Origin of the sequence: Azospirillum brasilense (assembly GCF_003349955.1) — a bacterium.
GTDB classification, from domain to species: Bacteria; Pseudomonadota; Alphaproteobacteria; order Azospirillales; family Azospirillaceae; genus Azospirillum; species Azospirillum brasilense_B.
The window spans coordinates 65759-78216 of sequence record NZ_QLKQ01000018.1; the positions used below are offsets into that span (position 1 = coordinate 65759).

13 protein-coding genes are annotated in these 12458 nt (G+C 71.3%); 3 read left to right on the forward strand and 10 right to left on the reverse strand.

Annotated elements, in window-relative coordinates; translation table 11 throughout:
- The first annotated feature begins 58 nt into the window (after positions 1 to 58).
- On the forward strand, positions 59 to 2260 hold the full coding sequence (locus DXK32_RS10685; protein WP_114858479.1) for a ComEC/Rec2 family competence protein: 2202 nt from the start codon (positions 59 to 61) through the stop codon (positions 2258 to 2260).
- Positions 2261 to 2285: 25 nt separating this feature from the next.
- Here the strand turns inward: DXK32_RS10685 and lexA are convergent, their stop codons facing one another.
- The 8 genes from lexA to DXK32_RS10725 form a co-directional block, all read right to left on the reverse strand.
- Positions 2286 to 2984 (reverse strand): transcriptional repressor LexA, encoded by a 699-nt coding sequence (gene lexA / locus DXK32_RS10690; protein WP_114858480.1) that lies wholly within the window; start codon positions 2982 to 2984, stop codon positions 2286 to 2288.
- A gap of 156 nt (positions 2985 to 3140) precedes the next feature.
- Positions 3141 to 4358 (reverse strand): molybdopterin molybdotransferase MoeA, encoded by a 1218-nt coding sequence (locus tag DXK32_RS10695; RefSeq protein WP_114858481.1) that lies wholly within the window; start codon positions 4356 to 4358, stop codon positions 3141 to 3143.
- Positions 4358 to 4852 (reverse strand): cyclic pyranopterin monophosphate synthase MoaC, encoded by a 495-nt coding sequence (gene moaC / locus DXK32_RS10700; RefSeq protein ID WP_114858482.1) that lies wholly within the window; start codon positions 4850 to 4852, stop codon positions 4358 to 4360. Before moaC ends, DXK32_RS10695 begins: the two co-directional genes overlap by 1 nt.
- On the reverse strand, positions 4849 to 5310 hold the full coding sequence (locus DXK32_RS10705) for a GNAT family N-acetyltransferase (protein ID WP_114858483.1): 462 nt from the start codon (positions 5308 to 5310) through the stop codon (positions 4849 to 4851). Before DXK32_RS10705 ends, moaC begins: the two co-directional genes overlap by 4 nt.
- A gap of 35 nt (positions 5311 to 5345) precedes the next feature.
- Entirely contained in the window at positions 5346 to 6134 is a 789-nt protein-coding gene (gene trpC / locus DXK32_RS10710; protein ID WP_114858484.1) for an indole-3-glycerol phosphate synthase TrpC, read from the reverse strand.
- A complete protein-coding gene (trpD, locus tag DXK32_RS10715) occupies positions 6131 to 7204 on the reverse strand; it encodes an anthranilate phosphoribosyltransferase (protein WP_114858485.1) in 1074 nt (357 codons plus the stop codon). The genes trpC and trpD overlap by 4 nt, the downstream gene beginning before the upstream one ends.
- Positions 7201 to 7791 carry an anthranilate synthase component II gene (locus DXK32_RS10720; RefSeq protein ID WP_114858486.1) on the reverse strand — a complete coding sequence of 197 codons (591 nt, stop codon included), beginning with the start codon at positions 7789 to 7791 and terminating at the stop codon, positions 7201 to 7203. The genes trpD and DXK32_RS10720 overlap by 4 nt, the downstream gene beginning before the upstream one ends.
- A 156-nt stretch (positions 7792 to 7947) precedes the next feature.
- A complete protein-coding gene (locus DXK32_RS10725; RefSeq protein ID WP_114858487.1) occupies positions 7948 to 8394 on the reverse strand; it encodes an STY0301 family protein in 447 nt (148 codons plus the stop codon).
- A 119-nt stretch (positions 8395 to 8513) separates the two neighbouring features.
- Here DXK32_RS10725 and DXK32_RS10730 point away from each other — a divergent pair, with 119 nt between their 5' ends.
- Together DXK32_RS10730 and DXK32_RS10735 are read left to right on the forward strand one after the other, a co-directional pair.
- Positions 8514 to 9725, forward strand: a complete 1212-nt coding sequence (locus DXK32_RS10730) for a divergent polysaccharide deacetylase family protein (protein WP_247877085.1) — start codon at positions 8514 to 8516, stop codon at positions 9723 to 9725.
- 27 nt (positions 9726 to 9752) lie between these two features.
- On the forward strand, positions 9753 to 9959 hold the full coding sequence (locus DXK32_RS10735) for a heavy-metal-associated domain-containing protein (protein ID WP_114858488.1): 207 nt from the start codon (positions 9753 to 9755) through the stop codon (positions 9957 to 9959).
- Positions 9960 to 10136: 177 nt separating this feature from the next.
- Here DXK32_RS10735 and DXK32_RS10740 read toward each other — a convergent pair whose 3' ends face one another.
- Both DXK32_RS10740 and trpE read right to left on the reverse strand, forming a co-directional pair.
- Positions 10137 to 10934 carry a hypothetical protein gene (locus DXK32_RS10740; RefSeq protein WP_114858489.1) on the reverse strand — a complete coding sequence of 266 codons (798 nt, stop codon included), beginning with the start codon at positions 10932 to 10934 and terminating at the stop codon, positions 10137 to 10139.
- 7 nt (positions 10935 to 10941) lie between these two features.
- On the reverse strand, positions 10942 to 12453 hold the full coding sequence (gene trpE, locus DXK32_RS10745) for an anthranilate synthase component I (RefSeq protein ID WP_114858490.1): 1512 nt from the start codon (positions 12451 to 12453) through the stop codon (positions 10942 to 10944).
- Positions 12454 to 12458 lie beyond the last annotated feature (5 nt).

Sequence of the window (12458 nt, forward strand, 5' to 3'; positions counted from 1 at the left end):
CGGAGGCATTTGCCTTGCGCGCATAGGCGACAGTATGGCCCACGGGGTTGAAGAGGGCATGGCCGAAGGTTTGGCGGCGGTGGAGGAGGAGAAGGGCGATGCCGGTCCTGTCCGTCGTGGCGTCGGCGTGCGCCTTCTCGTTGCGGCTCTGGAGTGCCTTGCCGCGGAACGGGAGCGCTGGGCGCTGTGGCTGCCCGTGGGGACCGGGGCGGGCGTGGCGCTGTATTTCGGCCTGCCGAGCGAGCCGCCGCTCTGGCTGGGGCCGGGCGCCGCGGTCGGCTGTCTGGCGCTGCTGTGGCTGGTGCGGCGGCGTCTGGCGCCGGCCGTTCTGCTGCTGGGGGTGTTGAGCGTCGCTCTGGGCTTCGCCGCGGCGCAACTCCACAGCCTGGCGGCGGCGGCACCGATGCTGACCCGGCAGCTCGGGCCGGTGCAACTGACCGGGCGGGTGCTGGCGATCGAGCGGCAGCCCACCGGCACGCGCTTGATGATCGGTGAACCGACGGTGGAACGGCTGGCTCCGGAGGCGACGCCGGAGCGGGTCCGCCTGCATCTGCCGGCCAAGGTGACACCGCCGGAGGCCGGGACGGTGGTTCGGCTGCGCGCCATGCTCCACCCCCCGGCCGCGCCGGCCGAACCGGGGGCCTTCGACCTGCAGCGGCGCGCCTATTTCGAAGGCTTCGGCGCGGTCGGCTTCGTCATGGGCGCCCCCGTCGCCCAGGAGGCGCCGCCGCCCGGCGGCTGGCGCCGGGTGACGGTGGCCTTCGAGCGGGCGCGCGCCGCCATCGCCGAGCGGGTGCGTGCCGTCGTGGCCGGCTCCGCGGAGGCCAGCGTCACCGCCGCCCTGCTGAACGGCGACGCGGCGGCGATTCCCGGACCGATGATGGACGCCTTCCGCGACAGCGGTCTGGCGCATCTCCTGTCCATTTCCGGCCTGCATGTGGGCATCGCCGCGGGGATCGTCTTCTGGGTGGTGCGGGCGCTGCTGGCGCTGGTTCCCTGGATCGCGCTGCGCTGGCCGATCAAGAAGATCGCGGCGCTGGCCGGCATCCTGTCGGCCGTCCTCTACACGCTGCTGGTGGGGGCGCCCTTGCCGACGTTGCGGTCGGTGCTGATGACCGGTCTGGTCATGGGAGCGGTGATCGCCGACCGGTCGCCGATCAGCATGAGGCTGGTCGCCTTCGCCGGGATCGTCACCGTCCTCTACGATCCGGAGGGGATGCTGGGGCCGAGCTTCCAGATGTCCTTCGCGGCGGTCGTCGCCCTGATCGCCGCCTTCGAGCGCTTCACCCCTTGGGCGGTGCGCCAACGGCGCGACATGGGCTGGTTCGGCAAGGGCGTCATGGCGCTGGGCGGCATCGTCTTTTCCAGCGTGGTGGCGACGGTCGCGACGACGCCCTACGGGCTCTACCATTTCCAGCAGGTCGCCTTCTACGGCGTGCTGTCCAACATGGTGGCGATCCCCATCACGACGGTGTGGATCATGCCCTTCAGCCTGCTCTCCTACCTGCTGCTGCCCTTCGGGCTGGAGGGGCCGGCGGTGACGGCGATGAGCTGGGGCGTCCAGCTGGTCATCGAAACGGCGGAGCGGACCGCGGCGCTGCCCGGCGCCACCGCCTTCCTGCCGGCCATGCCGGACGCCGCCATCGCGGCGGTCACGCTGGGCGGGCTGTGGCTGGCCATCTGGACAAGACGCTGGCGCTGGCTGGGTGTGTTTGCGGTGGTGGGCGGGCTGGTCGCTCCGGCCGTCACGCCACGGCCCGACATTCTGGTGTCGGAGGATGGGGCGCTGATGGCTGTGCGCGGCGCGGAGGGGATTCTCACCCTGTCCGTCGCCAGCGACGGCCGGGTCGCCAACACCTGGAGGCGGCGCGACGGCATGGAGAAGCCTGAGGACAAGGCGGGTCGGGATGTCTGGCCGCTCGCCGGGGTGAGCCTGGACGGGCGGTTGCGCTGCGATGCCTTGGGGTGCCTCTACCGTGCCCAGGGGAAGACGGTTGCGCTGCTGCGCCAGCCGGACGCCTTGCCGGAGGATTGCGCGGTGGCCGACGCGGTGGTGACCGCGACCCCGTCGCGCGGGTGCCGGGCGCCGCTGGTCATCGACCGTTGGCAACTGCGGCGGGAGGGCGCGCACACGCTCACCCTGTCGGACAAGGGCATCCGGGTGGAAACTGTCCGGGGGCAGCGCGGCGACCGCCCGTGGACGATGGGAGGAAGGGCGACGGGCGGAACGCTGACCGATGGAAGGACCGGGGCGCGCTGAGCCGCCGCCCCGGCGCGTCCTGCCGTCAGTACTTGCGCACCAGACCGACGAGGCGGCCCTGCACCCGAACCCGGTCGGCGCCGAAGATGCGGGTCTCGTAGGCGGCGTTGGCCGGTTCGAGCGCCACGGTGTTGCCCTTGCGGCGCAGGCGCTTCAGCGTAACCTCGGCGTCGTCGACCAGGGCGACGACGATCGAGCCGTTGTCCGCGCTGTCGCAGCGCTGGATGACCACCGTGTCATGGTCGAGGATGCCGGCCTCCACCATGGAATCGCCGGCGACTTCCAGCGCGTAGTGATCGCCCATGCCGAGCATGGCCGCGGGAACGTCCACGAAGGCGGAAGCGTCGCGCAACGCCTCGATGGGCGTGCCCGCGGCGATCCGGCCATAGAGCGGCAACTGCACCGACTCCGACGCCGGGTTCGCCTCGCGCCCCGCGAAGCTGAAGTCGCCCTTGATGACGTTGGGCTGGAACTTGGCGCGCGGTGGCCGGGTGCGGGCGGTCTCAAGCCCCTCCGGCAGGCGCAGCACTTCCAGCGCGCGGGCGCGGTGGGGCAGGCGGCGGATGAAGCCGCGCTCCTCCAGCCCCGTGATGAGGCGGTGGATGCCCGACTTGGACTTCAGGTTGAGAGCGTCCTTCATTTCGTCGAAGGAAGGGGACACACCGCCCTGCCCGAGCCGCTCGTTGATGAAAAGCAGCAATTCATGCTGCTTGCGCGTGAGCATTTGTGCCTCCCGACCGGTTCCGCACTAGATATGGAACAAAAGCAAAACGTTCCATCTTGTTCTAGTTTGGTTCTTAACCCCCGTCAAGCCCTACGAACGAAATCAATCGCAAATCGACGGACAGGACTCCCGAAGGGATTTGCATCGCGGAACGGATTAAAGCGACAGGACACCACCGTTGAGCGGGATCACCGTCACCCGGTCGCCGATGGCGGCGGCGGCGGCGTGAGGCTCGCGGACGATCAGGGCATCGGCCCGGGCCAGCCGGGACATCATCGCGCTGTCCTGGCGCGGGAAGGGAGTGGCGACGGGTTCGCCGTCCGCTCCGGTGGATAGGGAGGCGCGCAGGAAATCGGTGCGGTCGTCGTTGGCCTTCAGCGGCGCGCCGAGCCGGACCGGGAGGGTGGCGTTCTCGGCGGGCAGCCCCTGGAGACGGCGGAGGACGGGGACCAGGAACAGCAGGGCGGCCACCCCGCTGGACACCGGGTTGCCGGGCAGGCCGAGCAGCGGCACGCCGTTCGCCGTCCCGAAAATCAACGGTTTGCCGGGCTTCATGGCGACCCGGTAGAAGTCCAGCGACAGCCCGCCCAGCACGTCGCGCACATGGTCGTGCTCGCCTTGCGAGGCGCCGCCCGTGGTCACCAGCAGGTCGCAGCCGGCCGCCCCGGCGGCCATGGCGGCGAGATGCTCCGGATCGTCCCTGGCCACGCCGAGATTGTGGGCGAGCCCGCCCTGGCTATTGACCAGCGCGCACAGGCCGAGCGCGTTGGAGCTGACGATCTGGCTCGGCCCCAGCGGATCGCCGGGCAGGGCGATCTCGTCCCCGGTGGCGAGCACGGCGACCCGCGGGCGGCGGTGGACGCGCAGCCAGGGCAGGTTGGCGGCGGCGGCCAGGGCGACGTCGCGGGCGGTCAGCAACCGTCCCTTGGGAAGCACCTCCTCCCCGGCGGTGAAGTCCAGCCCGGCCGGGCGGATGAAGCGACCCACGGGGACGGCGCGCCCGACGCGCACGCGGTCCCCGGCGTCCTCGCAATCCTCCTGCATCACCACGGCGTCGGCCCCGGCGGGCAGGGGCGCGCCGGTGAAGATGCGCACGGCCTCGCCGGCTCCGACCGATCCGGCGAAGGCGTGGCCGGCCGCGGACTCGCCGATGCGGCGCAGGGTGACCGGCGCATCCGCCGACGCCGGGGCGATGTCGGCGGCGCGGACGGCCCAGCCGTCCATGGCGGCGGCCGCGAAAGGCGGCTGGGTCAGGCGGGCGACGGCGGGCTCGGCGAGGACGCGCCCCAGCGCGTCGGGCAGCGGCACCGTCTCCGCCGGCAGGGCGGTGAAGGCGGCGAGGATGCGGGCGCGGGCGTCACCGACCTGCAGCATCAGACCGCGCTCCCCCAGTCGCCGCTCTTGCCGCCGGCCTTGTGCAGCAGTTTCACCTCGGTGATGGTCATGCCCCGGTCCACCGCCTTGCACATGTCGTAGACGGTGAGCGCGGCGACCGACACGGCGGTCAGCGCCTCCATCTCCACGCCGGTCTGGCCCCTCAGCTTGCAGGTGGCGGTGATGTCCACGGCGTTGCGTTCGGGGTCGCAGGTCAGGTCCACCTTGACCGAGGTGAGCATCAGCGGGTGGCACAGCGGGATCAGGTCCGGCGTGCGCTTGGCCCCCATGATGCCGGCCAGCCGGGCCACCGACAGGACGTCGCCCTTCTTGACGCCGCCCTGAAGAATGAGCGCCAGCGTTTCCGGCTGCATCAGGACGGAGCCGCGGGCGGTCGCCGTGCGTTCCGTATCCGCCTTGCCGGACACGTCCACCATGACCGCGCGGCCTTCGGCGTCGAAATGGGTGAAGCCGCTTGCGGGCTGATCGGTCATAGGGGTTTCTCCATGAACAGGCTCAGCGGGTCCGGTCCGTAGGGGCCGAAGGGGCCACGGTCGGCAAAGCCCTGCTTGCGGTAGAGGGCGATGGCCTCGTCCTGATAGACGCCGGTCTCCAGCCGCAACAGGGACAGGCCGGCGGCGCGGGCCTCGTCCTCGATGCGCTCCAGAAGGCGGCGCCCGATCTGGCCGCCGCGCGCGGTCGGCTGGACGAACATCCGCTTGACCTCGCCATAGCCGCCCTCGGTGTCGATGCGCACGGCGCCGCAGCCGACCACGGTTCCCGACCGCCGGGCGACCAGGAAGCGGATGTCGGGCTTGGCCAGCGATTGCAGGTCGAGCAGATGGTTGCTCTCGGCCGGGTAGAGGTCGCCCAGATAGCGGTCCAGCTCCTCGATGAGCTGAACCACTTCGTCCTGGAGCGGGCTTTCACGGGCAATGGTCACGTTCGGCACGGCGTCGCTCCTCCCCATTGCTTTCTTGTTTGGTGTCAGGCGAGCAGGGCGCGGGTGGCCGCGGTCACATCCTCCTGCCGCATCAGCGATTCACCGACCAGGAAACAACGCGCGCCCACCGCCGCCATGCGCGACAGGTCGGCCGGACTGTAGAGGCCGCTTTCGGCGACCAACATGCGGTCGGCGGGCACATGGGCGGCCAGCTCCTCGGTCGTGGCGATGTCCACCGCCAACGTCTTCAGGTTCCGGTTGTTCACGCCGAGCAGCGGGGTCTTCAGCGCCAGCGCGCGGTCCAGCTCCTCGCGGTTGTGCACCTCGACCAGAACGTCCAGGCCCCAGGCGGTGGCGGCGTCCTCGATCTCCGCGGCCTGCGCGTCGCTCAGCGCCGCCATGATGATCAGGATGCAGTCGGCGCCGAGCGCGCGGGATTCGGCGATCTGGTAAGGATCGACCATGAAGTCCTTGCGCAGCACCGGCAGGTCCACCGCGGCGCGGGCGGCCAGCAGATAGTCGTCGCAGCCCTGGAAGTAGGGCTCGTCGGTCAGCACCGACAGGCAGGTGGCGCCGCCCTCGCGGTAGGCGCGGGCCAGCGATGGCGGGTCGAAGTCCGGACGGATCAGGCCCTTGGACGGGCTGGCCTTCTTGATCTCGGCGATCAGGCCGTAGCGGCCGCCGTCGACCGTGCGGCGCAGGGCGCGGATGAAGCCGCGGGCCGGGTCGGCGCTGCGGGCGGCGTCCTCCACCGCGGACAGCGGGCGGGCGGATTTGCGGGCTTGGACCAGCGCGCGCTTGTCGTCGCAGATGCGGGTCAGGACGTCGCTCATGGCGCGGCAACCGGTTCGTTGGTGGCGGAGGAATTGGTGATGGACACAAGGTGCTGGAGCACGGCGCGGGCGGCACCGCTGTCGATGGCGTGGCGGGCCCGCTCGACGCCCTCCTTCAGGTCGCCGGCCTTGCCCGCCACATGCAGCGCGGCGGCGGCGTTCAGCAGAACGATGTCGCGGTAGGCGCCCTGGACGCCGTCGAACAGCGCGCGGATGGCCTCGGCGTTCACATGGGCGTCGCCGCCCTTCAGAAGCTCCGGCCGGGCGCGGAAGATGCCGGCCTGCTCCGGCTCGATCTCGAACACCGTGACCTCGCCGTCCTTGAGTTGGGCGACGGTGGTCGGGCCGGTGGTGGTGATCTCGTCCAGACCGTCGGAGCCGTGGACGATCCAGGCGGCCTCCGACCCCAGCCGCTTCAGCACATGGGCCAGCGGCTCCACCCACTGCTTCGCGTAGACGCCGAGAAGCTGGCGCTTGGCGCTGGCCGGGTTGGACAGCGGTCCCAGCAGGTTGAAGATGGTGCGGGTGCCCAGCTCCACGCGGGTCGGGCCGACGTTGCGCATGGCGAGGTGGTGGCGCGGCGCCATCAGGAAGCCGATGCGGGCGTCCCACAGGGCCTTGCGCACCAGACCCAGGTCGCAGTCCAGGTTGACGCCCAGCGCGCCCAGCACGTCGGCGGCGCCCGACTTGGACGACATGGCGCGGTTGCCGTGCTTGGCCACCGGCACGCCGCAGGCGGCGATGACCACCGCCGCGGCGGTGGAGATGTTGTAGGTGCCCGACCCGTCGCCGCCGGTGCCGCAGGTGTCGATGGTGCCCTCGGGCGCTTCCACCGGGATCGCCTTGGCGCGCATGACGCGGGCGGCCCCGGTGATCTCGTCCACCGTCTCGCCGCGCACGCGCAGCGCCATCAGGAAGCCGCCCATCTGCGACGGGGTGGCGTTGCCCGACATGATGATGTCGAAGGCCAGCGAAGCCTCCGGCTCGTTCAGGGCGTTGCCGGCGGCGACCTTGGCGAGGATGGCCTTCATGTCGGTCAGGTCGCCGTGCGGCGCGGACGGCGTGCTCATGCGGCGGTCTCCAGCCGGCGGGTCGTGTTCAGGAAGTTTTCCAGGATCTTGTGCCCGTGCTCGCTCTCGATGCTTTCCGGGTGGAACTGCACGCCGTGGATCGGCAGCTCGCGGTGGGACAGCGCCATGATCAGGCCGTCCTCCGTCTCGCCGGTCACCTCCAGGCAGGCGGGCAGGGTGGCCCGCTCGACGATCAGCGAGTGGTAGCGGGTGGCCCGAAAGGGCGAGGGCAGGTCCTTCAGGACGCCGCGCCCCTGGTGGAACATGCGGTCGACCTTGCCGTGCATCGGCACTGGCGCGCGCAGCACCGTGCCGCCGAAGGCCTGCCCGATGGCCTGATGGCCCAGGCACACGCCCATCAGCGGAACGCCGGCCTTGGCGGCGGCGTCGATCAGCGGCAGGCAGATGCCCGCCTTGTCCGGGTCGCAGGGGCCGGGCGACAGCACGATCCCTGCGGGGCGGAGCGCCATGGCCTCCTCCACCGACAGGCTGTCGTTGCGGCGGACGTCCAGTTCGGCGCCCAGTTCGCCCAGATAATGGACGAGGTTGTAGGTGAAGCTGTCGTAATTATCGATGAGCAGCAGCATGGGGCGCCCCCGGCATCCTTCCGGCCTGTCGTCCCGGAATCGCGTTCCGGCCTTGTTCCGAGGCGGGTACCCTAGCGGCTGAAGCCATGGATTTCCAGCCCGTCCGAACCCGGAAACGGCAGAGGGTCAGCGGCAGAGGGTTCAGCGGCAGAGGGTTCAGCGGCAGAGGAACTGCGGCGTCGTCGCCGGCTTGTCCAGGACGATGCCCCGCGCGTCGGTCTCCTCGGTGATCTGGCAGCGCCGCACGGTGCGCGGCAGGTCGATGGCCAGCGTGGCCTGCGTCCCGGCGTAGCGGCAGATCAGGAAGACGTTGTCGCGCCGCGCGGCGGGAAAGTCCCATTGCCGGATCTCCGAGCGGCCCCGCCGCAGGCTGCGGTCCGGTTCCAGTCCCGTCGGGGCCGGGGCGGCCATCTGCGCCGCCCGGTCGCCCTCCACCAGGGTGACGCCCGCGAAGGCGTGCTGGTCCTTCGCCGGGTAGGGCGACCAGCCGCCGGGCGCTTCCGGCTGGGCCTGCACGGTCAGGCTGGGCGGGCAGCGGACCTCGTTGGCGAGGGCGGGGCCTGCGGTGACGAGAATCGTCAGAAGGATCAGGGTGCGGAGCATGACGGGTCACAGCATAGTCCCAGCCGGCGGGCGCCTCCACCCCGCTCCGCTGTTGCAGGGACGGTGCGGGGGTGCCACCTTGCGCGCAAACCGGAAACCAGGGTTCGAGATTCCTTCCCATGGCCAAGAAAACGCCGCGCAAGCCCCAGAAAGCCGCGGCACGGAAGCCATCGCCGAAAGCGCCAGCCGCCGCGTCCGGGCGGGCGGCGCCGGGGCGCGCCGCCTCCCCGATCCTGCTGGCGCTGGCCGGTGTGATCGCGGTGTTCGCGGTGGCGCTCGGCGCGCGCTTCATCATCGGGCGCGAGGCGCCGCAGACGGAGACCGTGGTGGAGCGGGAGGCGCCGGTCATCGCCCCGGCCATCCCGCCCGCCGCCGCGCCGATCAAGGCTCCGCCGCCCAAGGTCGCCGAGGCGCCTCCTCCGCCACCGGCTCGCGAGGCCGAACCCGCTCCGGCGCCCGTTTCCGCGCCGCCTCCCCAGGTGACCGAGGCCCCGGCCCCCGTTCCGGTTCCCGCACCGCCCCCGCCGCCGGCCATGACGCCGAAGCCGGTGGTGGCGATGCTGCCGCCTCCCGTCGCCCCGCTGGAACCGCCCAAGGTGGCGCCGGGCTCGCCGTTGTGGAAGAAAAACGCGCTGCCCTTCCGCGCCCCGCCGGGCAAGCCGGTCATCGCCATCGTCATCGACGACATGGGTGTGGACCGCAAGCGCTCGAATCGCGCGGTGTCGCTGCCGGCGCCGCTGACGCTGGCGTGGCTGCCCTACGCCCACGAGCTGCCGGCCCAGGCCCGCGCCGCCCGCGCCGCCGGGCACGAGTTGATGCTGCACCTGCCCATGGAGCCCAGCGGCTCCGCCGATCCGGGACCGCAGGCGCTGCGCGTGTCGCTCGACAAGGGGGAGATCCTGCGCCGGACCAAGGCGGCCCTGGACAGCTTCGACGGCTATGTCGGGGTGAACAACCACATGGGCAGCCGTTTTACCGCCGATCCCGCGGCCATGGCGCCCGTGCTGGGGGAGATCGCGCGGCGCGGCCTGTTGTGGCTGGACAGCCGGACCACCGCGAAGAGCGCCGGCCTGACCCTCGCGCGGGAGTTTCAAATGCCCTTCGCCGGGCGCGACATCTTCCTGGACAACGAGATGACCGTGTCGGCGGTGCGCGGCCAGCTCGCCAAGACGGAGCAGGTGGCGCGCCGCCAAGGCTACGCCATCGCCATCGGCCACCCGCACGATGCGACAATCGACGCACTGGCCTCCTGGATGCCGGAGGTGCAGAAACGCGGCTTCGTCCTGGTTCCGGTCAGCGCCGTCGTGCGCGCCCACCAAGCCGGCGGGTGACCGCCGGTTCCGCTTGAGGAGACTTCCATGGCTGACACCTACAAGGTCGGCGGCATGACCTGCGGCGGCTGCGCCCGTTCGGTCACCAACGCCATCGGCAAGCTGGCGCCGGGCGCCGCCGTGACGGTGGACCTCGACGCCGGCACCGTGGCCGTTGAGGGCGGTGTCGCCCCGGAGACGGTGAAGAAGGCCGTGGAAGGCGCCGGTTTCGACTTCGGCGGCCAGGCCGTCTAAAGCGAACTTCCGTTCGCTTTAGACTCATATCGCCTCATTCGCCGGCTCTCAGCGGATGCCGATGGCATCCGCCTGCCGCCAGCGGGAACTTTGTTCCCGCGAGAGGCAGGCTCCGGTCGCATGTGCGACCGGGACCGCCGTCGCGGTCCAAAGCGGGTTGCAAACCGCTTTGGCGCGTCAGGCCGGGCGGCGCAGCCGCCACACCAGCAGTCCGCCGGCCCAGGACAGCGACACCGCCAGCGCGGCGCCGAGCGCCACGAACCGCCCGGCGGGTTCGGCCAGAAGATGGGCGGTGGTCAGCGCCAGGGCGAGACCGGGGTTGGTCAGCAGCGCGCTGCGCATCGCCGCGGCGACCACGCCGCCGCCCAGGCGGCCGTGCAGGATCGCCGTCAGGCTGGTGAGCGCGATGGGGTAGACGGCGGCGATGCCGGTGGCCGCCGGTCCGATGCTGTGGCTGAGCGTGGTCACCGTGGCGACCAGCAGGCCGACGAGGCCGGCGCGGGCGGGGATGTCGTACCAGCGCGACCGCGCGGTCCGGACCACCGTGTCCGGCGGGATCGGGGCGGACGCCGCCCAGGCGGCGATGCCGTAGCAGACCAGGGTCAGCAGCAGCGCCAGAGGCAGCGTCCAGGCGACGGCCGAGCGCAGGCTGGCCGCCACGACGATCCAGAAGAGGGAGCTGGTGAGGACGGTCGCGGGCATGCTCCAGCGCGGCGCGATCCGCACCAGAAGCGCCAGATAGAGGACGATCGTCGCGTTCCCGACCATTCCCGACAGGGCGGCGTCGGCGACGAAGCCGTCGCCATGCTCCATCGCGAGCATCACGAAGGCCGGGCCGGTCGAGACGGGCAGGGCGGTGATCATGCCGCCATAGAAGGGGCCGGCCTTCTCCGCCGCCAGCGAGGCGGCGACGACGACCAGGGCCGCCGCCACGATCTTGACGATCAGCGGCAGCAGCAGCGCATCGAGGGGCATGCGGTCCTTACCGGGCGGAGGTCTCGCGGACGGTTTCCTCCGCGGCGCGGATCAGGGCCATCGACTTGTTGACGGTCTCCTGGTACTCGGCCTCCGGATCGCTGTCGGCGACCACGCCGCCACCGGCCTGCACATACATCATGCCGTCCTTCAGCACGGCGGTGCGCAGCGCGATGCAGGTGTCCATGGCGCCCGACGCGCCGAAATAGCCGACGCAGCCGGCGTAGACGCCGCGGCGGGCCTTCTCCAACTCGTCGATGATCTGCATGGCGCGGACCTTCGGCGCCCCCGAGACGGTGCCGGCGGGGAAGCCGGCGACCAGCGCGTCCAGCGCGTCGTGCTTCGGGTCGAGCTCGCCCTCGACGTTGGAGACGATGTGCATGACGTGGCTGTACAGCTCCACAAGCATCTTCTGCGTCACCTTGACGGTGCCGGTGCGCGCCACGCGGCCCACGTCGTTGCGGCCGAGGTCGAGCAGCATCAGATGCTCGGCCAGCTCCTTGGGATCGCTCAGCAGGTCCTCGGCCAGCGCCTGGTCCTCCGCCGCCGTGGCGCCGCGCTTGCGGGTGCCGGCGATGGGGCGGACGGTCACCTTGCCGTCGCGCACGCGCACCAGGATCTCCGGGCTGGAGCCGACGACCGACAGCTCGCCGAAGTCGCAGTGGAACAGGAAGGGCGACGGGTTCAGGCGGCGCAGCGTGCGGTACAGCGCCAGCGGCGACGGTTTGAAGGGGAAGCGGATGCGCTGGGACGGCACGACCTGGAAGATGTCGCCGGCCCGGATGTACTCCTTCGCCCGCTCGACGATCGCGTGATACTCCTCGCGCGTCGTGTTGGAGGTCCAGGCGAGCGGCAATCCGTCCTTGGTCCGCGGCTCCCGCCGGTAGGGCAGGGGGCGTTCCAGATCGGCCACCGCGTCCATCAGCCGCTCGCGGGCGTCGCCATAGGCGGCGGCGCCGTCGACTCCCGGCTTCGGCCAGACGGGGGTGACCAGAGTCACCGAATCGGTGTGGCTGTCGAAGATGGCGACGATGCTCGGCCGCGACAGGATGGCGTCGGGGATTCCCAGCTCATCCGGGTTGTCGTCCGGCAGCCGTTCCATCAGCCGGACCATGTCGTAGGTCAGGTAGCCGAACAGGCCGGCGGCCATCGGCGGCAGGGCGTCCGGCAGGTCGATGCGGCTCTCGTTGATGAGGGTGCGCAGCGACTCCAGCGGGGCGGCGTCGATGGGTTGGTAGGCGTCGCGGTCGTGCAGGGCGTTGCGGTTCACCTCCGCCCGGTCGCGGCGGCAGCGCCAGACCAGATCGGGCTTGAAGCCGATCACCGAGTAGCGGTCGCGCCGCGACCCCGCCCCGCGCTCCGCCGACTCGAAGAGGAAGCCGAAGGGCCGCCCGTCGGCCAGCTTCATGTAGGCGGAGACGGGGGTCTCCAGATCGCTGACCAGCGTGGTCCACACCACTTGCGGCTTGCCGGCCTCATAAGCGGTGTGGAAGGCGGCGGATTCCGGCTGAACCTTCACGGGAC